Genomic DNA, 22,707 nt, shown 5'->3' with positions numbered 1-22,707 from the left:
AGTCTCCGGGTCACGGGTCCTCGAAGAGCAAGGAACGAAACAGCATGGCAGCCCTGATCGTCCTGGCACTGCTCGTGATCGCCGTCGTCGTGGCGCTCGCGAAGTCCATCCAGATCGTGCCGCAGGCCCGGGCAGGGATCGTGGAGCGGTTCGGCAAGTACAAGACGACGCTCAATGCGGGGCTCAACGTCATCACGCCGTTCGTCGACAAGGTGTCGTTCAAGATCGACCTTCGCGAGCAGGTCGTGTCGTTCCCGCCGCAGCCGGTGATCACCGAGGACAACCTGGTCGTCTCGATCGACACGGTCATCTACTTCCAGGTCACCAACCCCATCGCCGCGACGTACGAGATCGCCAACTACATCCAGGCGATCGAGCAGCTGACCATGACCACGCTGCGCAACATCATCGGCGGCATGACGCTCGAGCAGACCCTCACCAGCCGCGACGAGATCAACACCAAGCTCCGTGGCGTCCTCGACGAAGCGACCGGCAAGTGGGGCATCCGGGTCAACCGTGTCGAGCTCAAGGGAGTCGATCCGCCGCCGTCCATCAAGGACTCGATGGAGAAGCAGATGCGGGCCGACCGCGACAAGCGCGCCGCGATCCTCCAGGCCGAGGGCAGCCGGCAGGCCGCGATCCTCACGGCCGAGGGCGAGAAGCAGTCGCAGATCCTGCGCGCCGAGGGCGACCGCGAGGGTCAGATCCTCAGCGCCCAGGCCAAGCGGGAGTCGCAGATCTTGACCGCGCAGGGCGAGGCCCAGGCGATCGCCACCGTCTTCCAGGCGATCCACGACGGCCAGCCCGACCAGTCGCTGCTCGCCTACCAGTACCTCCAGATGCTGCCCGCGATCGCTCAGGGCGACGCCAACAAGCTGTGGATCATCCCCAGCGAGGTCGGTGACGCCCTCAAGGGGCTCGGAGCAGCAGTCGGTCAGATCCCGACGGCCGTCGACGGACCCAAGACCCGCGTGTCCTACGACGAGCCGGTCACCGACGCCAGTGCTCGGCCCAACCTCTCGGAGGCCCACCGCGCCGTCAGCGAGGCGCTCGAGGCCGCCAAGGAAGCCTCCGCTCCGGATGTCCCGCCACGGGTGCTCTCCGACGGACCCGAGGCGCCGGCCCAGGACGTGACGGCTCCCGAGGCGCCGGCCCAGGACGCGCCGACTCCGGACGCCGTGCAGGGTGAGAGCGCTGCCGGCTGGGAGGACGACACCACCAAGATCTGGGAAGACGGGTCCACGGGACGACAGTGAGCGCGGCTCAGCAGTAGCGCCACCGGGTGATCAGGCGCACACTGGGACAAAGTCCCGTTCAGCTCCTCCCCAGGAGGCCGCCATGAGGTCCAGCAGCGTCCCCGAGCTCGTCCCGGTCCTGTCACCGGGGAAGCACCGGAACCCCCGAAAAGGGGCGTGCTTCATGGAGTTCGCGTCGTACCTGGCCGGTGAGAAGTGGAGCGACCAACCGGCCTGCACCCACCCGCTCCTGGCCGGGCTCGCCCGGCTCGTCAACGACAACGTCACCGACGACACTCGTACGTCGATGGTCGAGCTGGTGCCCAAGGTGGTCGGGCTGAACAGTCCAGATCCGAGGATCCACGCGGCGATCTGCGTCCGGGCCGCGGCGATCGCGCTGCCGCTGTCACCACGGGCGCATCAGCGGGCGCTCGCAGTGGGCCTGCTCGCGGTGGAGCGCTATCTCGAGGACATCGACATGGTGCTTCCCGAGGAGCTCGACGGGCTGACGGCCGAGGCGTTCGCGCAGGCGCCGGCAGCCGAGCAGTGGGCGCGCGGGTTCCGTCGCGGGCTCACCACGCACCCGAAGCATTTCTCGAGGCGTGCCGCGCCGCGGATCGTGCTCAACAGCGTCGACGGCGTCGTACGGTCGGTCAGCACCGACTCCGACACTGTCCTCCGACGGCTGCTCTCCGACGCCATCGACGACTGCGAGCAGCTGATCAGTGCTGGAACGTCCCGAGAAGTGTCGCCCGCGCCAGTGTCTTGAACGCGAGGTTGAACGAGACGACGGCCGGCGTGGCGTTCTCGTCCACGCCGAGGCGCTCCTCGCCGATCGCGTGGACGACGAAGTAGTAGCGGTGCGGCATGTCGCCCTGCGGGGGCGCCGCTCCCGCGTAGTCGGACGTCCCGAAGTCGTTGCGGACGTGGAACGCTCCGGCGGGGAGGATCCCGCCGGAGCCGGCTCCGGTCTCCAGCGACCGTACGTCGCCCGGGACGTCGACGAGCACCCAGTGCCAGAACCCTGACGGCGTCGGTGCGTCGGGATCGAAGCAGGTGACCACGAAGCCCTTGGTGGTGTCCGGGAATCCCTCCCACGACAGCTGCGGCGAACGGTTGCCCGCGTCGTAGACCTGCGCCTCGTCGAGTGCGTCTCCGTCGGAGATCTCGGTGCTCGTGACGGTGAAGGACGGGACGGGCGGAAGGTAGTCGTACGGGTTCGGCGCCACCGGTCGGTCGAGGATCATCGGCACTCCTTCGAGTAGGGGATCTCCACCGGACGGTATCGCGAAGGGACCTGGTTAGCATCGAGCTGTGAGCCACGGACCCGGACTGCCGCACCCGCCATACCCCTCAGGGCTGATCCTCGCCGGTCGGCGGGTGGTCGTGGTCGGGGGTGGCCACGTCGCCGCGCGCCGTCTGCCCGCGTTCCTCGACGCGGGGGCCGCCGTGACGGTCGTGTCGCCCAAGGTCGACCCGGTCGTCCGCGAGGCGGCGTCACGGGGCGAGATCGCCCTCGTGGAGCGGGAGTACGAGACGGGGGATCTGGCCGGCGCGTGGTACGCGATGGCCTCGACGGACCGGCCGGCGGTGAACGCCGCCGTCGTCGACGAGGCGACCGAGGCGCGGATCTTCTGCGTGCGCGCGGACGACGCCCCCCTCGGCACCGCGTGGACTCCCGCGGTCGGGCACGTGCACCAGACGACGGTCGCGGTCCTCTCCAACCGTGACCCGGCTCGGTCGGCGCGGACGCGCGACCGGCTGCTCGACTCCCTGCGAGACGGCGCCGATGGCTGAGGTCGTCGCCGTCGACGACCCGGCAGACGCTCGGCTGAGGGACTACGTCGACCTCCGCGACGTGCAGCTGCGCAAGCTGCTCGAGTCCGAGCGCGGAGTCTTCATCGCCGAGGGGGAGAAGGTGGTCCGGCGAGCGGTGGAGTCCGGCCACCAAGCACGCTCGTTTCTGATGGCGCCGCGGTGGCTGGAGACGCTCTCCGACGTGCTCGACACCACCGACGCGCCGGTCTTCGTCATGCCGGAGGCGGAGATCGAGCGGGTGACCGGCTTCCACGTCCACCGGGGTGCGCTCGCGAGCCTGGACCGGAAGCCGGTGCCCCCGGTCGAGGAGGTCCTGGCGAACGCCCGCCGTGTGGTCGTCGCCGAGGACCTCATGGACCACACCAACGTCGGCGCGGTGTTCCGCAGCGTCGCAGCCCTCGGCTTCGACGCGGTGATCCTGTCCCCACGGTGCGCCGACCCGCTCTACCGTCGAGCCGTCAAGGTGTCGATGGGGTCGGTGTTCTGGCTGCCGTACGCCCGGGTCGACGACTGGTACGGGTTCCCGGAGCTGCTTCGGTCGCTCGGCTGGACCAGTCTCGCGATGACGCTCGCCGAGGACGCTCGAGACCTGCGCGACGTGGCGCCGGCCGACCCGGGGGAGAAGATCGCGCTCCTCGTCGGCGCCGAGGGCGACGGCCTGTCACCGCACTGGAGCCGCAGCGCCGACGTACGCGTGACGATCCCGATGGCCGCCGACATCGACTCGCTCAACGTCGCAGCCGCGACGGCGGTCGCCTGCTGGGCGTTGGCCGGACCTGCGGTCGGCTAGGTCAGAGGTCGTGCGCCGAGGTGACGCGCGCGACGGCGGGCCAGTCGGCGGGGTAGTCCTCCGCGATCGCCTCGGCCTGCTTGAAGAGCTTCTTGCGGGCCCGCGCCGGGACACGGTCGCCGAAGACCGTGCCCATCAGGTGATCGGTCTCGTGCTGGAGGCAGCGCGCGAGCGTGCCGCCCTCGCCGACGTAGGTGACCGGCGCGCCGGTGTGGTCGGTGCCCTCGACGCGCGACCAGTCGGGCCGGGCGCAGTACGAGTAGGCACCGGGAAGGGAGAGGCAGCCCTCCTCGCTGTCGTCGAGGTTGCGGTCGCCGGGCTCGGGGAGGGTCAGGACCGGGTTGCAGACGACGCCGGCCACCCGCTTGTTGTCACCGTCGGTGCAGTCGAAGACGAACACCTGGAGGTCCACGCCGATCTGGTTCGCCGCGAGCCCTGCACCCTCGGCCGCGTACATCGTCGCGAACATGTCGGCGACCAGCTGCTCGAGGTCGGCGTCGTACGAGGTCACCGGTGCGAGCTTGCGGTGCATCACGGGCTCACCCCAACGGGTGATCGGACGTACCGTTCCTCCGGAGGGCAGGGAGACGGGCAACAGGGGCTCCTTCGCACGGAACTTCGGCCGACGGGCTGACCAGGGCAGGGTATCCGACCTTGTTCTTCAGGATGGATGCGCGAGGTTGCAACTCACAGTTACAGTGGGCGTCACAGGTTCTGCCTTTCCGACCACGAGGAGACGCTGTGACAGCGCACTCGACGCGCCGAGACCCCATGAGCAAGGGTCTCGCCGTCCTCAACCGGATCGCCTCGATGCCGGTGCTCGACCGACTCAACCTCCGCCACCCCTCCGAGCAGGTGGCCTACCACGGGGCGCGCGTCGGCTTCCGCACGGCAGGCGCCGTGAGCCGGGGCTTCCGACGAGTGCCCGGACGCGGCGCACCGGTGCGCCCCACGGCGGCGCCCACCACCGGCGTCTTCGATCTCACGCCGACCGAGGACCAGCAGATGATGGTCGACGTCGTCGCCGAGTTCGCCAGGGAGGTCGTCATCCCCGCGGTCGAGAAGGCCGAGACGGCCCTCGACACGCCCGCCGACCTCTTCACCCAGGCGTACGAGCTCGGGCTCACGCTGACCGGTCTCCCGGAGGACCTCGGAGGACTCGCCGCGGAGCGCTCTGCCACGACGGGCGCTCTGGTGGCCGAGGCGCTCGGCCGTGGCGACATGGGGATCGCTGCCAGTCTCCTCGCGCCGGGGTCGGTGGCGACGGCGATCGGGTTGTGGGGCGACAGCACCCAGCAGGCGACGTACCTGCCGGCGTTCACCGGCTCCGACGTCCCGGCTGCCGCGCTCGCCGTGGCCGAGCCGCGGGCGCTGTTCGACCCGTTCGGACCGCGGACGACCGCACGCTCGGTCCCTGGCGGCGGCTTCGTGCTGGACGGGGTGAAGTCGGGGGTGATCCGGGGAGCGTCTGCCGAGCTCTTCGTGGTGGCCGCGACGACCGACGACGGGCGGCCGGCGCTGTTCGTGCTCGAGTCGAGCACGCCGGGCATCACCATCGAGACCGACCCGTCGATGGGCCTGCGAGCGGCCGCACTGTCGCGACTCGTCCTCGACGGCGTGACCGTGCCGGCCGAGGCCCTGCTGCCCGAGAGCATCACCTCGTACGCCGACAGCGTCCGCCTTGCCCGGATCGCGTGGAGCAGCCTGGCCGTCGGCGCCATGCGCGCCGTGCTCGACTACGTGATCCCGTACGTCAAGGAGCGCAAGGCGTTCGGCGAGCCCGTCGCCCACCGTCAGAGCGTGGCGTTCATGGTGGCGGACATGGCGACCGAGCTCGAAGGCGCACGCCTGGCGACGTTGCGTGCGGCCTCCCGCGCCGACCTCGGCCGGTCGTTCGCCCGCGAGGCGGCGCTGTCGCGCCGTCTGTGCACGGAGTACGGCATGAAGATCGGCACCGACGGGGTGCAGCTCCTCGGCGGTCACGGCTTCACCAAGGAGCACCCGGTCGAGCGGTGGTACCGCGACCTGCGTGCGGTCGGCGTCATGGAGGGCGGCCTCCTCGTCTGAGGGGCTGCCAGGAGGAGACAAGAGCAGATGATCAATCTCGAGACGCCCAACAAGTTCCGCGGGTTCGTCGCGCAGGCCCATCGGGTCGCTGCCGAGTTCATGCGGGCCAACTCCCGCAAGTACGACCTTGCCGAGCACGAGTATCCCAAGGAGCTCGACATGCTCGCCGCCGTCGTCGACGGCATGGGCGACTCCGGCGAGGGCCAGGGCGCCGGGGCCGCCGGGGTGCGCCGCGCCGCGGAGACCGGCACGGCGGTCCGCAACGGCTCCAACATGGCCTCCGTCCTGTCGGTCGCCGAGACCTGCTGGGGTGACGTCGGGCTCACCCTGTCGCTGCCGCGCCAAGGGCTCGGCAACTCCGCGATCGCCTCGGTCGCCACCGACGAGCAGCTCGAGCGCTTCAAGGGCATGTGGGCGTCGATGGCGATCACCGAGCCCGGCTGCGGCTCGGACTCGGCCGCGATCACGACGACCGCGACCAAGGACGGGGACGTCTACGTCCTCAACGGGGAGAAGATCTACGTCACCTCCGGCGAGCGCAGCGACGCGGTGGTCGTGTGGGCGACGCTCGACAAGGCGCTGGGGCGGGCGGCGATCAAGTCGTTCGTGGTGCCGAAGTCGTTGCCGGGCATCCGGGTCGAGCGGCTGGAGCACAAGCTCGGCATCAAGGCGTCGGACACCGCCACCATCATGCTCGACAACTGCCGTGTGCCCGCCGAGAACCTGCTCGGCGACCCCGAGGTGCACACCGACAAGGGGTTCGCCGGGGTCATGCAGACCTTCGACAACACCCGGCCGCTGGTGGCGGCGATGGCCGTGGGGTGCGCGCGTGCGGCGCTCGAACGCACCCGCGAGATCCTCGAGGACGCGGGGGTCGACATCGACTACGACCGGCCGGTGCTCGCCCAGTCGGCCGCCGCGGCGGCGTACCTCCAGATGGAGGCCGACTGGGAGGCTGCGCACCTCCTCATGCTCACCGCGGCGTGGATGGCCGACAACCGCCTGCCCAACTCCCTCGAGGCGTCGATGGCCAAGGCGAAGGCCGGGCGCGTCTGCAACCAGGTCACGCTGCGCTGTGTGGAGCTGGTGGGCACGTTGGGCTACTCGGAGGACGAGCTCCTCGAGAAGTGGGCGCGCGACTCCAAGATCCTCGACATCTTCGAGGGCACGCAGCAGATCCAGCAGCTCATCATCGCGCGTCGCGTGCTGGGCCTGACGTCGACGGAGCTGCGCTGAGGTGATCGTGCCCGGACCGGTCACGCGGTCATCTGGGTCCGCGTGACCGGTCCGGGCGGATACGCTGGGCCCTGACCGTGCGGGCAACCTGCCCGGCGGACGTGGTCGCCTCCCTGCACCGAACCGGAGCTTGCGCTATGACGACGATCCCCGATCAGGCGTTTGCCGGCGTCGAGCACGACGTCGAGTACGAGGTCACCCGTCTGCTACGCCGCTCTCGCCTGCGCGGGCTGGGCACCATCAACCGGATCCACCCTGACCTGGACTTCGCGTCCTACATGCTGCTCGTGGCCATCGTCGATGCGCGGCCAGGTGGTGGGCACGGAGTCCGCGGTTCCGACCTCGCCGATGCGGTGAGCGTGCACAAGTCGACGGTCAGCCGGGGGATTGCCCAGCTGGAGCAGCTCGGACTCGTGGAGCGCGTGCCGGACCCGACGGACGGTCGGGCCAGGCTCATCTCCCTCACCGAGGTGGCGCGAGAGCGGCTGGCGGAGGTGCGTGCGACTCGACGGGCGCGACTCGCCCGGGCGATCGCCGACTGGACCGAGGACGACCTCGACACCCTCGCGTCGTTGTTGGGCCGCCTCAACACCGGGCTCGAAGCTCCCACGGAGTAGCCGCCCGCCGTACGCTCGCCCCGCCCTCCTCGCCCCGGCCCCGACGGCGATTCGGTGAGGAGATCGGGACGTTCGTGCCGTACGAGCCCGATCTCCTCACCGAATCGCGGGTGGGGCGTCGCGGGTAGGGCGTCGCGGGTGGGGCGTCGCGGGGTGGGGCCGCACCGCCGGGCGCCAGAGTGCCGAGGATCTGGGAGGGTAGGGGAATGAGCAATCTCGAGAAGCCAGTCATCGAGTTCCCCGAGGGCGACGAGCCGGAGGACCTCGACATCCTCGACATCGTGGAGGGCACCGGCGCCGAGGCCAAGCCCGGCGACTACGTGACCGTGCACTACGTCGGCGTGAAGTTCCGTGACGGCGCGGAGTTCGACGCGTCGTGGAACCGCGGCGAGTCGATCCGGTTCCCGCTGCAGGGTCTGATCCAGGGATGGCAGGAGGGCATCCCCGGGATGAAGGTCGGTGGGCGCCGTCAGCTCACCATCCCGCCGCACAAGGCGTACGGCGCCGCAGGCGGCGGTCACCCGCTGTCCGGCGAGCCGCTGATCTTCGTGATCGACCTGCTCGGCGTCGGCTGAGCAGACGTCTTCCCTGGTCGGGCGCCGTCGCGGCGCCCGACCGGGCCTCACCCGGTGCGTGACGCTGGTCGCAGCGTGGCCGAGCCGGCGCGGGTCGAACTGAAGGCCCCGGTACGGTAGGAGCGATGAACACCTTCTCGGGACGTTCGCGGCGTCGTGCCGCCCTCGCACTGTCCGCTGCGACGGTGTCGGTGATCGCCCTCGCGGGGTGCTCGGAGACCGAGGAGCCCGTGCCGGCGCCAGGGCCCGCCACCCCCGCGGCCCCGACCCTCGGGAGTCTCGGAGAGCTGCGCGGCCTGACGATGATCGACACCTCGTGGGAGTCCTACCGCACCGCGAAGGTCACCTCCGTCACTGGCCGGCCCGACGCCCGGGCCGTCGACGTCACGTACGAGGCGAGCGACGCGACGTGTGAGAAGCTGGCCGGATTCGCGCAGCGTCGCACCAAGACTCAGCTCCAGGTGACGATCGTGATCGGGCGCCAGGACGACTGCGAGCCGGGCACCGTGAAGGCCGCCACCACCTCCGTTCCCCTCACCGAGCCGTTGGGCACCCTGGCACCGGTCGCCTCGCCGTACTCGGAGGAGTCGGTCGCGATCGGCTGAGGTGCGTCACCTCAGGGCGGAGATGAGCTTCGTGACCCGCTTCGGTGAGACCGAGGCCGCGGTACGCAGACGCTGCGCGAAGAGGCTGACCCGCAGCTCTTCGAGTGCCCAGCGAGCCGCCGCCACCGCGTCGGACTGCCGCTCGATGTCAGGAAGCGCTTCGACCGCCTCATAGAACCGTGCCTCGAGGTCCTGGACGATGTGGCGGTTCTCCTCCTCGCCGCGGTCCGTCGCGTGCTGGAGGCGGAACGCGGCGGCACGGAGATAGCGAGGCACGTGACGCAGCTGCTCGAGCCCGGTCTCGGACACGAACCCGTCGAAGACCAGCCACGACAGCTGCACCTCGACGTCGCGCACGATCTCCGGCTTGGTCCGGCGGGCCTCGTCGAGCTCGGACCGCAGGGATCCCAGGTCGGAGATCACCCGCTCCACCTCACGCGCCACGGCCGAGGTCTGGGCGTACAGCTCGGAACGCACCTGCTCACGCAGCAGCCCGAACGTCTCGGCGTCGCGGACGACAGCACGGCCGGTGACCGCGTCGATCCCTGCCAGGACGCAGTCGGCCATCAGCAGGGACGTGCTGCGGTACGGCGAACCGGCCAACACCAGCAGCGTGCGGGTCCCGAGGTCCTTCGACACCTGCGCGGCCGGCGACGGGACGTTCAACGCCAGCAGACGGCGTACGCCCTGCCGCGTCGCGATCTCGGCGTGCCGGGCGGAGGCGAAGACCCGGAGGTCGACGTGGGTGCCGCGGTCGACGAGCGCCGGGTAGGCCGTGACCTCGTGCCCGCGGCTCACCGACGTCACCTCGGTCGGGATCGTGCCGAGGTCCCACGCCATGATGCCGGTGCGCTCGAGGTTGCTCGAGGCCGCGGAGATCGTACGGCCGAGGCGGGGGCGCAACTCGGCTCGCAGCGCGTCCAGATCCTTGCCGCGGGCGATCTCCGCCTCGCCGTCCCGCACCCGGAACGTGACTCTCAGGTGCCGGGGGAGCGAGGCGAGATCGAACGTGCCGGGCGCGACGACATCGCCGTTGAGGGTCCGGATGCCTGCCGACATCGCCTCCGCCACAGGGAGCGTCGTGTCCAGGGGGAGCGCCAGCAGCCGGCGGGCCACATCCGGTGCGGGCACGAGCCGCCGTCGTACGTCCTTGGGGAGCCCGCGCAGCAGTGCCGTCACGAGCTCCTGGCGGTAGCCGGGGACACCCCACAGGAAGGCCGTCTCGTCGAGATCGGCGAGCCGCTCGAGCGGGACGTCGACCGTGACACCGTCGACGTCGCTCTCGGGCTCGAAGGCGTACGAGAGCGGCAGGTCGATGCCCGCGGACTCCCAGGTCGTGGGGTACGCCTCGAGCGCCACGTCACCGGCGTCGTCGCGCACGAGGTCGTCGGGAGTGAGGTCGAGGAGGTCGGGCGTGCGTCGTCGCGCCTTCTTCCACCACGTGTCGAAGTGGCGCACCGAGACGACGTCGGCCCCGACCCGGTTGTCGTAGAACGCGAACAGGGTCTCGTCGTCGACGCGGATGTCGCGTCGGCGGACCCGGTCCTCCAGACCCTCGATCTCGGCGATGACCTCGGCGTTGTGGGTCCAGAAGGCGTGGTGCGTGCTCCACTCGCCCTGCACCAGCGCGTGCCGGATGAAGAGCTCGCGCGCCACCTCCCGGTCGATCGGCCCGTACGAGACCAGCCGGTCGGCGACGACCGGCACGCCGTACAGGGTGACCCGCTCGTGCGCCATGACCGCCCCTCGGCGCCGCGACCAGTGCGGCTCGGAGTAGGTGCGCTTGAGAAGGTGGGCGCCCTCCCGCTCGATCCACGCGGGCTCGACCTTGGCGACGGTGCGGGCCCACAGCCGCGACGTCTCGACGAGCTCGGCAGCGACGACCCACTGGGGCGGCTTCTTGGCGAGCCCTGATCCGGGGAAGATCGCGAACCTGCCGTTGCGGGCGCCGAGGTAGTCACGGGTCTCGCCCTCGCGCAGGCCGATGTGCGACAGCAGCCCGGCGAGCGCCGCCGCGTGGATGCGGTCGGGGTCGGCAGGAGGTCCGTCGGACTGGCCCAGGTCGAGTCCGAGACCACGGCACTGGTCGCGCAGCATCGCGTGCACGTCCTGCCACTCGCGGATGCGGACGTAGTGCAGGTACTCCTCGCGCACCGTCCGGCGGAAGGCATTGCCGGACAGCTCGCGGCGCTGCTCGCGGAGGTAGTTCCACAGGTTCAGATAGGCGAGGAAGTCCGAGGTCGGGTCGGCGAACCGCGCATGCTTGGTGTCGGCCTGCTGCTGCGCCTCGAGCGGGCGTTCGCGCGGGTCCTGGATGGACAGGGCCGAGACGATGACGAGCATCTCGCGCAGCACCCCGTACGACGAGGCGGCGACCAGCATCCGGGCCAGCCGGGGATCGAGCGGGAACGTGGCGACCTGTCGCCCGACGGTGGTGAGCGAGCTCCGCATGCCCCGTGCGCCGTCGCTCAGCGCCCCGAGCTCCTCGAGGAGGCCGACGCCGTCGCGCACCGCGCGGCGGTCGGGCGGGTCGAGGAACGGGAAGTCCTCGACCGGCCCCAGGTCGAGCGAGGCCATCTGCAGCAGCACCGACGCGAGGTTGGTCCGCAGGATCTCCGGGTCGGTGAACTCCGGACGCGACGCGAAGTCCTCCTCCGAGTAGAGCCGGATGCAGATGCCGTCCGACGTGCGCCCGGAACGGCCGGCCCGCTGGCTCGCGCTGGCCTGGGAGATCGGCTCGATCGGCAGCCGCTGCACCTTGAGACGCTGGCTGTAGCGGGAGATGCGGGCAGTCCCGGGGTCGACGACGTAGCGGATGCCGGGGACCGTCAGCGACGTCTCGGCCACGTTGGTGGCGAGTACGATCCGGCGCCCGGTGTGGGGCTCGAAGACCTTGTGCTGCTCGGCCGCGGACAGCCGGCCGTACAACGGGAGGATCTCGGTGCGGCGGAGCTTGCGCTCGCGGAGCATGTCGGCGGTGTCGCGGATCTCGCGCTCCCCGGAGAGGAAGACGAGGACGTCGCCGTCGGACTCCCGGGCCAGCTCGTCGACGGCGTCGCCGATCGCGGCGAGGACGTCGCCTGATCCGGCGTCGGCGCGCTCCGAGGGCGGACGGTAGCGGACCTCGACCGGGTACGTCCGTCCGCTCACCTCGATGATCGGTGCGGGGCTGCCGTCGGGCGCCGCGAAGTGGGCCGCGAAGCGCTCGGGGTCGATGGTCGCGGAGGTGATGACGACCTTGAGGTCGGGACGACGGGGGAGGAGTCGACGGAGGTAGCCGAGCAGGAAGTCGATGGTCAAGGACCGCTCGTGCGCCTCGTCGACCACGATCGTGTCGTAGCGGAGCAGCATCGGGTCGTCGTGGATCTCGGCCAGGAGGACACCGTCGGTCATCACCCGGACGAGCGTGCTGGGACCGGAGCGGTCGTCGAACCGGACGGCGTACCCGACGGTCTCGCCGAGCGTCGTCCGGGTCTCCTCCGCGATCCGGGCGGCGACGCTGCGGGCGGCGATGCGGCGGGGCTGGGTGTGTGCGATGGTCCCGCGGACACCGCGACCGAGGCCGAGCAGGATCTTGGGCAGCTGGGTCGTCTTGCCGGAGCCGGTGGCGCCGGCGACGACGACGACCTGGTGGTCGGCGATGGCGGCCGCGATGTCGTCACGACGCTCGGTGACCGGCAGCTCGGGCGGGAAGTCGAGGTCGGGGACCGACGCCCGGCGAGCGGCCGCCCGTGCCTCCGCCGCGGCCACGTCCTTCTCGACGTCGGCGAGCTGCTCGGTGCGTCGAGCGGCGTCGCGCTGGGACGCTGCGCGGTCGAGCCGTCGCCGGAGCCGTCGCTCGTCGCGCAGCGTCACCTCGCGCAGCCGCGTGCGCAGCTCGCCGACGGTCATCCGAGAACCCCTAGGGAAGGTCGAGTGCGTCCTTGAGCAGGGCGTACCCGACGAACGCGACGATGTCGATCACCGCGTGGGCGATCACCAGCGGCACGATGCGCCCTGTCCGCTGGTACCAGTACCCGAACACGATACCCATCACCGCGTTGCCGATCGCCGGCCCGATCCCCTGATAGAGGTGGTACGAGGCTCGGAGGGTAGCGCTGGCCGCGAGCACCGACCACCGGTTCCACCCCAGCTGGGTCAGCCGCCACATGAGGTATCCGACGACGATGACCTCCTCCAGCACCGAGTTCATGAGGGCGGAGAGGATCAGCACCGGCACGCGCCACCAGTGCTCGTCGAGACCGCTGGGCACGATGGTCGCGGTGATCCCGAGCTCCCGGCCCACGAAGTAGAGGCCGAGCCCGGGGACCCCGATGAGCGCGGCGAGCCCGACGCCCCAGCCGGCGTCACCTGCGGCTGTGCCTCGTCCGATGCCGAGGACGCGACGGGGAGCGTCGCTCGAGCGCACGAGGAGATAGAGGACCAGTGCGACCGGCACCAAGGCGAAGCCGATGCCGAGGAGCTGGTAGGTCAGGTCGAGCCAGGGCCGGTCGCTCCGAGACGAGTTGAGTGTCGCCGACTGGTCGGCCAGCGGTCCACGCGTCAGCTTCGCCACCAGGGAGACCGTGGCGTAGACCGCCGACTGCAGCAGCGACAGCAGCAGGACGATCCAGACCTCGGTGCTCAGCAGCCGCTTCTGCGGCGCCGCAACGGGGTCGGGAGCCGGGACCAGGGGTCCGGGGAACGTGAGCGTCACGGCATCACGGCGTCACAGCCTGCGCGCGGACAGCGTGTCGCAGGAGTTGACGTCGCCCTTCTCGTATCCGGTCATGAACCAGCGCTGACGCTGCTCGGCCGAGCCGTGGGTCCAGCTCTCCGGGTCGACGCGGCCGGTGGCCGACTTCTGGATGCGATCGTCACCCACCGCTGCGGCGGCCGACAGCGCAGACGCGATGTCGGCCTTCGTGAGCGGCTTGATGAGGGTGGTGCCCTGCTCGTCCTGGGTCGTCGCTGCATGGTTGGCCCAGACGCCGGCGAGGCAGTCGGCCATCAGCTCGACCCGGACCGCGCCCGACTTCGCGCCCTGCGGGTCCTCCTGGGAGTACTTGAGGACGCCGAGCAGGTTCTGGACGTGGTGACCGTACTCGTGGGCCACGACGTACATCTGGGCCAGCGCACCGTCGTCGGCGCCGAACCGCGTCGTGAGGTCGTCGAAGAACGACGTGTCGATGTAGACCTGCTCGTCGGACGGGCAGTAGAACGGCCCGACGTCACTGCTCGCCGCGCCGCAGCCCGACTGGGTCTGACCGGAGTAGAGGACGGTGTACGCGTCGCGGTACTGGCGGTTCGCGTCGGCCGGGAGCGCGTCACGCCAGTAGTCCTGGACGCTGTTCACGGTGCCGATCACGCGGCACGTGTCGTCGCGGTTCGCATCGGCCCCGGTCTTGCACTCGGAGAAGTCGGCCTGCGTGCCGGACTGCTGGACCTGAGACGTGTCGAAGGCGCCCGCCGAACCGCCCTGGTCGAACGGGTTGACCCCGAGGAAGGTCGCGATGAGGAACAGGATGATCGAACCCGCACCACCGCCGATGAGCGCGCCACCCCGGTTGGAACCGCCGCTGCGCACCTGGCTCGTGTCGAGACTGGCGCCTTCGTTGAACGTCATGGTCGGAGTGTAGGGCCGGGCGGCCGTACGATCCGGTCGCCGGGGGAGGGCTTCCCCGCCATCGGACCGGGCGGGACCGCCCCGGCTACAGTGCAGCCGTGAGCGAGTTGAGCACCGTCGGCTTCACCGTGCCGTCATCTCTCGGGGGTTCGGACGAGGTGCGTCGACGCGGGTTGCGTCGCATGCGCACGCTCGCCACCGGGCTGCTGGTCGTGGCGGCGGTGATCTATGCGCTGACGCACGGCGAGTCGGGCGCGCTGGGCTACGTCAACGCCGGCGCCGAGGCGGCGATGGTGGGCGCGATCGCGGACTGGTTCGCGGTGACGGCGATCTTCAAGCACCCCATGGGCCTCCCGATCCCGCACACGGCACTGATCCCGCGCCGCAAGGACGCGCTCGGCGAGAGCCTCCAGGAGTTCGTCTCTGACAACTTCCTCAACGAGCCGGTGGTCCGCGAGCGCGTCGAGGCAGCACGGATCAGCCTGCGCGTCGGCAGCTGGCTCGCCGATCCGGTCCACGCTCGGCGCATCGTCGACATCGGGTCGCGGGTCCTGCGTGACGGGCTGTCGCGCATCAGCGACGACGACGTGGCGGCCATCGTCCGCGAGGTCATCGTGCCCCGCCTCAAGGCTGAGCAGCTCAGCCCCGCCGTCGGCCAGGCCCTCGGCGAGATCGTCCGCGACGGCGCCCATCACGGGCTGGTCGACATCGCGGCGGAGGAGATGCACCGCTGGCTCGTCGACAACCAGGAGACCGTCGAGGGCATGGTCGCCGAGCGGGCCCCCTGGTGGACCCCGCACTGGGTGGACGGAAGGATCTCCACCCGGATGTATCGCGAGGCTCTGTCGTGGGTCGACGACGTCCGTACCGACCCCGACCACAGCGTCCGGCAGTCGCTCGACGCCTTCCTTGTCTCGCTCGCCGGCGACCTGGAGCAGGATCCGGACACCCAGGCCCGGGCCGAGGCTCTCAAGGAGCGGATCCTGTCCCAACCGCAGGTCGTCGACGTGGCGGTGGCGCTGTGGAGCGGGCTGCGGCACGCCCTCCTCGACTCGCTCGACGAGTCCGCGGGCATGCTGCGCACCCGCATGGTCGCGCTCCTGTGCGAGACGGGCGAGCGCGTCGCCGCCGAGCCCGAGCTCCAGGCTCGCCTGGACCGCATGATGAGCGACACCGCTGCGTTCGTCGTCACCAACTACGGCAGCGAGATCGCCACGGTGATCTCGGAGACGGTGAACCGCTGGGACGGCAAGGAAGCGTCCCGCAAGATCGAGCTGCACGTCGGCCGCGACCTGCAGTTCATCCGGATCAACGGCACCGTGGTCGGCGCTCTGGCGGGCGTCACCATCCACGCGGTCTCACAGCTGCTCTGACCGGCGACCCACGTAGGGTGAGCGGGTGAGCGAACGCTTCTCCTCCGTCGACGACGTGACCGAGCGGCTCGCTGCCCTCGGCTATCTCGCGTCCACGTCCGTCGCGACCACCGTCTTCCTCGCCGACCGGCTCGACAAGCCGCTGCTCGTCGAGGGGCCCGCGGGCGTCGGCAAGACCGAGCTGGCCCGCGCCGTGGCCGGGGCGACGGGAGCCGGGCTGGTGCGGCTGCAGTGCTACGAGGGCGTCGACGAGGCCCGGGCCCTCTACGAGTGGAACCACGCCAAGCAGCTGCTGCGCATCACCGCCGGTCGCGGCGAGACCTGGGACGCGACCCGCGACGACATCTTCACCGACGAGTTCCTGCTCGCTCGACCCCTGCTCCAGGCCATCCGTTCCGACGAGCCGAGCACTCTGCTGATCGACGAGGTCGACAAGGCCGACCTCGAGATCGAGGGCCTCCTCCTGGAGGTGCTCAGCGACTACGCGATCACGGTGCCTGAGCTGGGGACTCTCACCGCCCGTCACGCGCCGTTCACGGTGCTCACCTCCAACGCGACGCGGGAGCTCAGTGAGGCGCTCCGGCGGCGGTGCCTCTTCCTGCACATCGACTTCCCCGAGCCGGAGCTCGAGGAGCGGATCGTCCGGACGCGCGTCCCCGCCGTCGACGAGGCGCTCGCGGTGTCACTGGTGAGGGTCGTCAACGCCCTCCGGCGGATCGACCTGCGCAAGGCGCCGTCGGTGTCGGAGACCATCGACTGGGCCCGGACGCTCCTCGCACTCGGCGCGGACTCGCTCGACGAGGCGGTCGTGGACGAGACGCTGGGCGTCCTGCTGAAGCACACCGACGACGTCGCCCGTGCAAGGGCGCACCTGCAGCTCGACGAGGCGGACGGGCGCAGATGAGCGTCGGGTCGGGAGAGACCGGCTCACTCCCTGGGCGGCTCGTCGCGATGGTGGAGTCGCTGCGCGGCCACGGCATGGTCGTGGGCACCAGCGAGACCGTCGACGCCGCCCGGGTGATGGAGGTGCTGTCGCTCGCCGACCGTGCCCTCCTGCGCGAAGGGCTCGCCGCGGCGTTGCTGCGGCGGTCGGGGCAGCGTCGGGTGTTCGACGCCGTCTTCGACGTCTACTTCCCGGTCGGCGTCGGTGGGCGCGAGTCGGTGCGTGAGGAGACGCAGACCCGCGCGACCGGTGCCGGCGATGACCGCTCGTCCGAGCCGCCGACGGTTGCGGAGCTTCGTGAGGATCTCGTCGACGCCCTGGCGCGGGGGAGTGGCGGGGCGCTGAACGAGGTCGCCGCGGCCGCGGTCGACGCGCTCGGGGCGGTCCAGGGTGCGGACGGTCCCGGCATGGCAGGATCCGGCTGGTCGGCGCGCCAGACCCTCGAGCAGCTGCGCCCGCAGACCGCGATCGTGAGGGCGCTGGCACGACGGGGGAGCACCGAGGGCTTCGCCGAGCGGCTCGACCGTGACGAGGTGCGCCGCGACGTCGAGCGTTTCCGTGAGCTCGTCCAGTCCGAGGCCAGCCGTCGTACGGCCGAGGTCCGAGGACGCGAGCGGGTCGCGCGCTATGCCGTCCGGCCCGACGCCAGCCAGGTCGAGTTCCTCGCCGCCAACCGGGCGCAGGTGCTGGAGCTGCGCCGCGCCGTCCAGCCGCTCGCGCGGCGCCTGGCCACGCGTCTGTCGGCGCGACGACGGCGCCGCAACCGCGGTCAGGTCGACATCCGGCGGACGTTGCGGCGGTCGATGTCGTACGGCGGGGTGCCGCTGCAACCGGTCTTCGAGCACCGGCGCAAGGCCCGGCCCGAGCTGGTGCTGCTCTGCGACGTGTCGGGGTCGGTGGCGGGGTTCGCTGGGTTCACGATGCTTCTGGTGCAGGCGTTGCGCGACCAGTTCAGCAAGGTGCGCGTGTTCGCGTTCGTCAACCACACCGACGAGGTCACCGAGCTCGTCACCTCCGGGGAGTCGGACCCGGCGGCTTTGGCTGAGCGCATCTCGTCGAGCGCGAACGTCGCGCCCTGGCACCCCTCGAGCGACTACGGGCGGGCGCTGCGTTCGTTCGTCAGCCGGTACGGCAACGTCGTCGGTCCCCGTACGAGCGTGCTGATCCTGGGGGACGCCCGCACCAACAACCTGGATCCGGACCTAGACGCGCTGCGTGACGTGGTGGCTCGTGCTCGCCGCACGTTCTGGCTCAATCCCGAGCACGAGAGCCGGTGGGGGCTGGGCGACTCGGTCGCGCCGGCGTACGCGCAGATCGTCGACATGCACGAGTGCCGCACCGTCGATCAGCTCTCGCGGCTCGTCGGCCGGCTGCTGCCGGTCTAGCCCTACGACCCGAGGTGCCACGCGGCAGAGAGGAGACAGAGGTGCGACCGCCGGAGATCCTCCCTGCGCTGCGTGAACGGTTCAGCCCGATGGCGTTCGACCGGACCCACACGCTCTCCGACCTCGACGTGGAGGCGCTGCTCGAAGCGGCGCGGTGGGCGCCGTCGGCCGGCAACTCCCAGCCCTGGGCGTTCCACCTCCGCCGCCGCTACGAGGCCGGGCACGACCTGCTCGTCGAGCACCTGGCCGCGAGCTCGCGACGCTGGGCGCCGGACGCCAGTGCGCTCGTCGTCAACCTCGCCCGTCACGAGGTGGGCGACAGCGGCCTGCAGTACTCCGAGTTCGCCGAGTACGACCTGGGTCAGGCGGTCGCGCACATGACGATCCAGGCGCACGCGATGGGCTTGGCGTGCCGCCAGTTCCGGGCCTTCGGCCTGGAGGCGCTCGAAGCCTCGCTCGAGGTGGCACCGGGGTGGCGCGTGCTCACGATGACGGCGATCGGTCTCGGCGAGCCGGACCCCTCCACGGAGCGGACGCGCCGGACCATCGGCGAGCTGCGCAGTGAGGGGACGGCCTAGTCGATCGGCTGCGGATCGTGGGGATGGTCGACGTCGGCGAGGAACGCGTGCTCGTAGATCTCGTAGACCAGCGCCGACTTCGCCGCGTTGTACTCCGACATCCGCTGCAGCGAGCGGCCCGACAGGTCGGTCTTGAGCGCTGCGTACGCCGCCCGGTCGTCGCCGGCCCTGCGCAACCAGTCACGGAACAACCGGTGGCGTCGCGGCTCGACGGCGTCGGGCCCGAAGACGTGCAGGTTCACCGCCGGGCGTTCGTGACGGAGCATGCGGTGCCCCTGCCACCACGGCTCTCGCACCCGCAGCACGTAGCCGCGGCGTTCGAGGGCCGGCACGTAGGTGTCCTCGGCCGCCGGGTCGGCGACGACCAGGTCGACGTCGATGACCGGCTTCGCGGGGAGACCGGGGACCGAGGTGGAGCCGATGTGCTGGAGGTCGAGCACCCGGTCCTGGAGCGCCTCGCGGACGGACGCGGCAACACGCTCGTACGTCGTAGGCCACTCGGGGTCGTAGGGCACGACCTCGATCGGATCAGGCGTGCGGGGCTCGCTCCCGGAGACGAAGGCCTGGTCTGTCTCGTGCTGAGTGGGTTGCTCGTGCGGGCGCCAGAGCGGGTGAACGGTCACGACGCGAGCGTACGGAACGCCTCGACGAGGAGGATCAGGGCGAGCACGGCGTACACGCACGCGGCCAGCACGCCGAGCGCGGTGCCGGCCCGCCCGCGAGAGTCGAGCGCGCGACCGAGACGCCCGGCGGTGAGGCCGATGACGGTGTCGCAGATCAGGCCCACGACCAGGAACACCGTCCCCAGGGCGAGCATCTGCGCCACGGTGGAGCCGTGCCCGGCGACCACGAAGCCGGGGAGGAACGCCGCGAAGAAGAGGATGACCTTCGGGTTGGTGAGGTTGGTGACGGTCGCCCGGACGAGCACGGTCCCCGTCTGGGGGACGACCTCTGCCTCGGACGTGCTGCGCAGTCCTCGAACGGTGTCGACCGCGAGCCAGATGAGGTAGGCGGCGCCGACGAGCTGGATGACGGTGATGATCTCGGGGTTGAGGCGAAGGAGCGCGGCGAGGCCCAGTGCGGCCGCCACGACGTGGACGACCATGCCGCAGGCCATCCCGAGAGCGGACACCACGCCGGCGCGGGGTCCGTGGCGGAGGGCCACGGCGGCGATGTAGGTGTTGTCGGGGCCCGGCGCGATAGTCACGACGAGCACCGCGACGACGAACGCGGGCAGCACGGCGGGATCTAACATCTCCTTACCGTAACGCTAATGGGCGACATTTCTGTTACGGTTTTCGGGTGCTCACCCTCGCACCCGAGTCCGTCGCCATGCTCGTCAACGAGTGGGGCACGGCGGCCCGCGCCGAGGCGGGCGAGTCTGAGCAGCCGTTCCCCGACGCATCCGAGCTCGGATGGTCGGGGGCCGGCCACGCCGACCTCGTCCGTACGGCCGACCTCCTCCAGCCCGTCTTCGCTGCCGGCACACCCGACGAGCGGGTGCGTCGGCTCGACCGTCTGCTCACCGACGCCGGCGCATCGGTCCGCCTCGGCCTCAGCGACGGGCGCGTCGAGGACCGCTGGGTCGCCGCCCGCCCCGCCGACCGCCTGCTGGTGGCCGCTCTGCGCACCATCCGCGACGTGCTCGCCGACCGTGGTGCCGACGCGATCGGCACCTGTGCTGACGATGAGTGTGTCGACGTGTGGATCGACGGTCCCCGTGGTCGCCCGCGGCGATACTGTTCGGACTATTGCTCAGGTCGTGCCCGCGTGGCCGCCTACCGCAGACGTCAGAGAGAGGAGCGGGCATGAGTGCCCTTCCTGACCCCGTATGGCCCGTGGTCGTGCTGGCTGTTATCCAGCTCGCGGACGCCGTCTTCTGCGTGAAGCCGTTGGCCTTCGTGCGCGATTGCCTCGCCGACGTCCGTTTCCCGCGCCGCTGGTGGCCGGTGCTGACGCCGCTCAAGCTCGCCGCGGCCGCCGGTCTCATCGCCGGGATCTGGATCCCCTACCTCGGGCTGGTGACGACGCTGGCGCTCGTGGGCTACTTCCTCGCCGCGATCACGGCGCACATCCGCGCCCACGACCTCGGTCGCAACCTCTTCCTCAACGCCGTGGGGATGCTCGTGATCTGCGTCGGCGTGGCGTGGTGGTCGTTCGCGTGAGGTACGACGTGCAGGTGGACGTCGAGGCGCCCGCCGAGGTCCTGTGGTCGGTCGTCGCCGATCCGTCGCAGTGGCCGCTGATCTCGGACAGCTTCATCAAGGTGGCCCCGGTGGGAGACGGCGAGCTGGTCGTCGGTCAGCGCTACGTCGTACGGCAGCCAGGCATCCGCTCGATGAGCTGGACCGTGACCGAGGTCGAGGACGGCACGGCCTTCACCTGGCGGTCGTCGGTCCTCGGCATCAGGACCGACGGCATCCACCGGGTGGTGCCGAGAGGCCAGGGGACCTCGCGGCTCGAGCTCGCGATGGAGCAGTCCGGGCCGCTGTCGCGGCTGGTGGCGGCGATGGGAGGGGCCCACTACCGGGCACTGGTCGACCGCGAGGCCGCGACGATGGCCGGTGCCGCCGAGCACCGGGCGCGCGGAGACCGCGGAGACGACGCGTCGCCGACCCGTTGATCTCACCACCCCCCGGCTAGCCTCGTCCGAATGGGTTTCACGCGTTCGACGGCGAGCACCGACCCACTTCTCGGGTCCCGTCTGCACATCGCCGTCAAGGCCGCGATCGCGGCGGCGGTGGCGTGGCAGCTCGGCAACCTCCTGCCGAGCCCGATCGGCGACTACGCCTACTACGCCCCCATGGGTGCGGTGCTCGCCGTCCACCCGAGCGTGGCCGGCTCGGTGCGGGAGTCGGCGCAGATCTTCGTCGCTCTGGTCATGGGCGCCGGCGTCGGCGCCGTGTTCCACGTGCTCCCGGTGCCGGGCTGGGCGGCCATCGGCCTGCTCGTCCTGGTCGCCGTGATCCTCGCCGGCTGGGACCGCCTGGGCGACGGACGCAGCTGGGTCATCACGGCAGCACTGTTCACCTACATCCTGGGCAACATCGACACGTCCGACTTCGTCTCGGGACTCGTTGGTCAGGTCTCCCTGGGGGCAGCGGTCGGACTGGCCCTCACCCTCGCGCTGCCACCTATCCCCGCGCGGATCGCGCGGCGTCACCTCGACTCTGTCGCCGCCGACGTCTCGGAGCAGCTCGAGGGGATGGCGAAGGTCCTGCGGGGGCAGACCGCCGACCCTGAGCAGGCCTGGCTGGAGGTGGCCCGTGAGGTGTTCCCGGACGCGCTCCGGCTGCGCGAGAGCTTTCTCGCGCTCGACGACTCTCTTCGGGGCAACCTTCGTGCCCGCCGGTGGCGCGACCATGTCGGGCGTCGACGGGCCGACGCCGAGGTCGTCGAGCGGGTCGCGGCGCTGGTGGAGAACCTGACGTACATGCTCGGCGAGGTCCAAGCGTCGCCGCGCCCGTGGCTGCGCCTCGGCGGAGAGGCGGCGCAGAGCGTGGCGGACACTCTCGACGAGCTGGCGTCGGTCGTCCGCAGGCTGGTCGGAGACGAACCGATCCAGGGCAGCGACGTCCAGCCGTTGGCGGTGGGCGTCGAGAGACTCTCGGTGCTCGTGCGCGACACGGCGGACCACGGCGAGACCTCCTTCCCGGGAGCCGCCGTCGTGGTGAGCCTTCGCCGCATCCTCGGGGTCCTGCCCGTGCCGGAGTCCGAGGAGGTCGCCTCGCCCATCCCGCCGCTGCGTGCGCCCAGAAGGCGCTGACTGCTCGGGTACGCGGCCCCTGCGCCGGGTGTCATCAGCGACGGGATCGGGGTCCTCGCCGACGTTGTCCGGGGGGGCACTGGACAAAACATGAGGGGATCCTCGGATACTGGG

Annotated in this window: 24 protein-coding genes; 17 read left to right on the top strand and 7 right to left on the bottom strand. The window is 70.9% G+C overall.

What is annotated here, in order from left to right; genetic code table 11:
* Window positions 1-44: 44 nt before the first annotated feature.
* Complete coding sequence (locus KV097_RS04255; protein WP_220365167.1) at window positions 45-1,256, top strand: SPFH domain-containing protein; 1,212 nt, start codon at window positions 45-47, stop codon at window positions 1,254-1,256.
* An 82-nt stretch (window positions 1,257-1,338) separates the two neighbouring features.
* Entirely contained in the window at window positions 1,339-2,004 is a 666-nt protein-coding gene (locus KV097_RS04250) for a hypothetical protein (protein ID WP_220365166.1), read from the top strand.
* Here KV097_RS04250 and KV097_RS04245 read toward each other — a convergent pair.
* A complete protein-coding gene (locus tag KV097_RS04245; RefSeq protein ID WP_220341641.1) occupies window positions 1,958-2,482 on the bottom strand; it encodes a YbhB/YbcL family Raf kinase inhibitor-like protein in 525 nt (174 codons plus the stop codon). The two genes, KV097_RS04250 and KV097_RS04245, sit on opposite strands and share 47 nt — an antisense overlap.
* 67 nt (window positions 2,483-2,549) lie before the next feature.
* On the opposite strand from KV097_RS04245, the gene KV097_RS04240 reads away from it, so the two are divergent.
* Window positions 2,550-3,032 carry a bifunctional precorrin-2 dehydrogenase/sirohydrochlorin ferrochelatase gene (locus KV097_RS04240; protein WP_220365165.1) on the top strand — a complete coding sequence of 161 codons (483 nt, stop codon included), beginning with the start codon at window positions 2,550-2,552 and terminating at the stop codon, window positions 3,030-3,032.
* Window positions 3,025-3,843: an RNA methyltransferase gene (locus KV097_RS04235; RefSeq protein WP_220341643.1), complete on the top strand. Its 819-nt coding sequence runs from the start codon at window positions 3,025-3,027 to the stop codon at window positions 3,841-3,843. The genes KV097_RS04240 and KV097_RS04235 overlap by 8 nt, the downstream gene beginning before the upstream one ends.
* Before the next feature lies 1 nt (window position 3,844).
* On the opposite strand, the gene def is transcribed toward KV097_RS04235, so the two are convergent.
* Entirely contained in the window at window positions 3,845-4,438 is a 594-nt protein-coding gene (def, locus tag KV097_RS04230; RefSeq protein WP_220341644.1) for a peptide deformylase, read from the bottom strand.
* Window positions 4,439-4,584: 146 nt separating this feature from the next.
* On the opposite strand from def, the gene KV097_RS04225 reads away from it, so the two are divergent.
* From KV097_RS04225 to KV097_RS04205, 5 genes are all read left to right on the top strand, one after another.
* Window positions 4,585-5,910 (top strand): acyl-CoA dehydrogenase family protein, encoded by a 1,326-nt coding sequence (locus KV097_RS04225; RefSeq protein ID WP_308289336.1) that lies wholly within the window; start codon window positions 4,585-4,587, stop codon window positions 5,908-5,910.
* A gap of 27 nt (window positions 5,911-5,937) precedes the next feature.
* Window positions 5,938-7,146, top strand: coding sequence for an acyl-CoA dehydrogenase family protein (locus KV097_RS04220; protein WP_220341646.1), 1,209 nt, complete (start codon window positions 5,938-5,940; stop codon window positions 7,144-7,146).
* A gap of 137 nt (window positions 7,147-7,283) precedes the next feature.
* Complete coding sequence (locus KV097_RS04215; RefSeq protein ID WP_220341647.1) at window positions 7,284-7,763, top strand: MarR family winged helix-turn-helix transcriptional regulator; 480 nt, start codon at window positions 7,284-7,286, stop codon at window positions 7,761-7,763.
* A gap of 206 nt (window positions 7,764-7,969) precedes the next feature.
* On the top strand, window positions 7,970-8,338 hold the full coding sequence (locus KV097_RS04210; RefSeq protein ID WP_220341648.1) for an FKBP-type peptidyl-prolyl cis-trans isomerase: 369 nt from the start codon (window positions 7,970-7,972) through the stop codon (window positions 8,336-8,338).
* Between the two features lie 125 nt (window positions 8,339-8,463).
* On the top strand, window positions 8,464-8,943 hold the full coding sequence (locus KV097_RS04205; protein WP_220345070.1) for a hypothetical protein: 480 nt from the start codon (window positions 8,464-8,466) through the stop codon (window positions 8,941-8,943).
* 6 nt (window positions 8,944-8,949) lie between these two features.
* Here KV097_RS04205 and hrpA read toward each other — a convergent pair whose 3' ends face one another.
* From hrpA to KV097_RS04190, 3 genes are read right to left on the bottom strand one after another with little or no spacing between them, the layout of a single operon-like run.
* Window positions 8,950-12,834 (bottom strand): ATP-dependent RNA helicase HrpA, encoded by a 3,885-nt coding sequence (hrpA, locus tag KV097_RS04200; protein ID WP_220365163.1) that lies wholly within the window; start codon window positions 12,832-12,834, stop codon window positions 8,950-8,952.
* A gap of 10 nt (window positions 12,835-12,844) precedes the next feature.
* The gene (locus KV097_RS04195; protein WP_308289335.1) at window positions 12,845-13,639 is read right to left on the bottom strand and encodes a type II CAAX endopeptidase family protein; all 795 of its coding nucleotides are present in this window, start codon (window positions 13,637-13,639) and stop codon (window positions 12,845-12,847) included.
* 12 nt (window positions 13,640-13,651) lie between these two features.
* The gene (locus tag KV097_RS04190; RefSeq protein ID WP_220341651.1) at window positions 13,652-14,548 is read right to left on the bottom strand and encodes a neutral zinc metallopeptidase; all 897 of its coding nucleotides are present in this window, start codon (window positions 14,546-14,548) and stop codon (window positions 13,652-13,654) included.
* Window positions 14,549-14,646: 98 nt separating this feature from the next.
* On the opposite strand from KV097_RS04190, the gene KV097_RS04185 reads away from it, so the two are divergent.
* Genes KV097_RS04185 through KV097_RS04170 form a run of 4 tightly spaced genes read left to right on the top strand, consistent with a single transcriptional unit; the run spans window position 14,647 to window position 18,827 of the window.
* A complete protein-coding gene (locus KV097_RS04185; protein ID WP_301021734.1) occupies window positions 14,647-15,921 on the top strand; it encodes a DUF445 domain-containing protein in 1,275 nt (424 codons plus the stop codon).
* Between the two features lie 25 nt (window positions 15,922-15,946).
* Window positions 15,947-16,825, top strand: a complete 879-nt coding sequence (locus KV097_RS04180; protein WP_220341652.1) for a MoxR family ATPase — start codon at window positions 15,947-15,949, stop codon at window positions 16,823-16,825.
* A complete protein-coding gene (locus KV097_RS04175) occupies window positions 16,822-18,249 on the top strand; it encodes a VWA domain-containing protein (protein ID WP_220365162.1) in 1,428 nt (475 codons plus the stop codon). The genes KV097_RS04180 and KV097_RS04175 overlap by 4 nt, the downstream gene beginning before the upstream one ends.
* A 41-nt stretch (window positions 18,250-18,290) precedes the next feature.
* Entirely contained in the window at window positions 18,291-18,827 is a 537-nt protein-coding gene (locus KV097_RS04170; protein ID WP_220365161.1) for a nitroreductase family protein, read from the top strand.
* Here the strand turns inward: KV097_RS04170 and KV097_RS04165 are convergent.
* A complete protein-coding gene (locus KV097_RS04165) occupies window positions 18,824-19,450 on the bottom strand; it encodes a GrpB family protein (RefSeq protein ID WP_220365160.1) in 627 nt (208 codons plus the stop codon). The genes KV097_RS04170 and KV097_RS04165 overlap by 4 nt on opposite strands.
* Entirely contained in the window at window positions 19,447-20,082 is a 636-nt protein-coding gene (locus KV097_RS04160) for a LysE family translocator (protein ID WP_220341655.1), read from the bottom strand. Before KV097_RS04160 ends, KV097_RS04165 begins: the two co-directional genes overlap by 4 nt.
* 47 nt (window positions 20,083-20,129) lie before the next feature.
* Between KV097_RS04160 and KV097_RS04155 the strand changes: the two genes are divergently transcribed.
* From KV097_RS04155 to KV097_RS04140, 4 genes are read left to right on the top strand one after another with little or no spacing between them, the layout of a single operon-like run.
* A complete protein-coding gene (locus tag KV097_RS04155; protein ID WP_220341656.1) occupies window positions 20,130-20,639 on the top strand; it encodes a CGNR zinc finger domain-containing protein in 510 nt (169 codons plus the stop codon).
* A complete protein-coding gene (locus tag KV097_RS04150; protein ID WP_220341657.1) occupies window positions 20,636-20,992 on the top strand; it encodes a DoxX family protein in 357 nt (118 codons plus the stop codon). The genes KV097_RS04155 and KV097_RS04150 overlap by 4 nt, the downstream gene beginning before the upstream one ends.
* Complete coding sequence (locus KV097_RS04145) at window positions 20,989-21,450, top strand: SRPBCC family protein (RefSeq protein ID WP_220345077.1); 462 nt, start codon at window positions 20,989-20,991, stop codon at window positions 21,448-21,450. The genes KV097_RS04150 and KV097_RS04145 overlap by 4 nt, the downstream gene beginning before the upstream one ends.
* A gap of 30 nt (window positions 21,451-21,480) precedes the next feature.
* On the top strand, window positions 21,481-22,593 hold the full coding sequence (locus tag KV097_RS04140; protein ID WP_220365159.1) for an aromatic acid exporter family protein: 1,113 nt from the start codon (window positions 21,481-21,483) through the stop codon (window positions 22,591-22,593).
* The last annotated feature ends 114 nt before the right edge of the window (window positions 22,594-22,707 follow it).

The sequence above is a fragment of the Mumia sp. zg.B17 genome (assembly GCF_019550915.1).
In the GTDB taxonomy this organism is placed as follows: domain Bacteria; phylum Actinomycetota; class Actinomycetes; order Propionibacteriales; family Nocardioidaceae; genus Mumia.
Note: the sequence above shows the minus strand (reverse complement) of the source record. Positions and strands in the feature narration are given on the sequence as shown.

Bases quoted from the DNA above. Each gene is read 5' to 3' on its own strand.
- KV097_RS04220 (WP_220341646.1), top strand. From the start codon at position 5,938: ATGATCAATCTCGAGACGCCCAACAAGTTCCGCGGGTTCGTCGCGCAG.
- KV097_RS04245 (WP_220341641.1), bottom strand. From the start codon at position 2,482: ATGATCCTCGACCGACCGGTGGCGCCGAACCCGTACGACTACCTTCCG.
- KV097_RS04140 (WP_220365159.1), top strand. From the start codon at position 21,481: ATGGGTTTCACGCGTTCGACGGCGAGCACCGACCCACTTCTCGGGTCC.
- KV097_RS04215 (WP_220341647.1), top strand. From the start codon at position 7,284: ATGACGACGATCCCCGATCAGGCGTTTGCCGGCGTCGAGCACGACGTC.
- KV097_RS04150 (WP_220341657.1), top strand. From the start codon at position 20,636: ATGAGTGCCCTTCCTGACCCCGTATGGCCCGTGGTCGTGCTGGCTGTT.
- hrpA (WP_220365163.1), bottom strand. From the start codon at position 12,834: ATGACCGTCGGCGAGCTGCGCACGCGGCTGCGCGAGGTGACGCTGCGC.
- KV097_RS04175 (WP_220365162.1), top strand. From the start codon at position 16,822: ATGAGCGTCGGGTCGGGAGAGACCGGCTCACTCCCTGGGCGGCTCGTC.
- KV097_RS04160 (WP_220341655.1), bottom strand. From the start codon at position 20,082: ATGTTAGATCCCGCCGTGCTGCCCGCGTTCGTCGTCGCGGTGCTCGTC.
- KV097_RS04250 (WP_220365166.1), top strand. From the start codon at position 1,339: ATGAGGTCCAGCAGCGTCCCCGAGCTCGTCCCGGTCCTGTCACCGGGG.
- KV097_RS04190 (WP_220341651.1), bottom strand. From the start codon at position 14,548: ATGACGTTCAACGAAGGCGCCAGTCTCGACACGAGCCAGGTGCGCAGC.
- KV097_RS04255 (WP_220365167.1), top strand. From the start codon at position 45: ATGGCAGCCCTGATCGTCCTGGCACTGCTCGTGATCGCCGTCGTCGTG.
- KV097_RS04205 (WP_220345070.1), top strand. From the start codon at position 8,464: ATGAACACCTTCTCGGGACGTTCGCGGCGTCGTGCCGCCCTCGCACTG.
- KV097_RS04210 (WP_220341648.1), top strand. From the start codon at position 7,970: ATGAGCAATCTCGAGAAGCCAGTCATCGAGTTCCCCGAGGGCGACGAG.
- KV097_RS04235 (WP_220341643.1), top strand. From the start codon at position 3,025: ATGGCTGAGGTCGTCGCCGTCGACGACCCGGCAGACGCTCGGCTGAGG.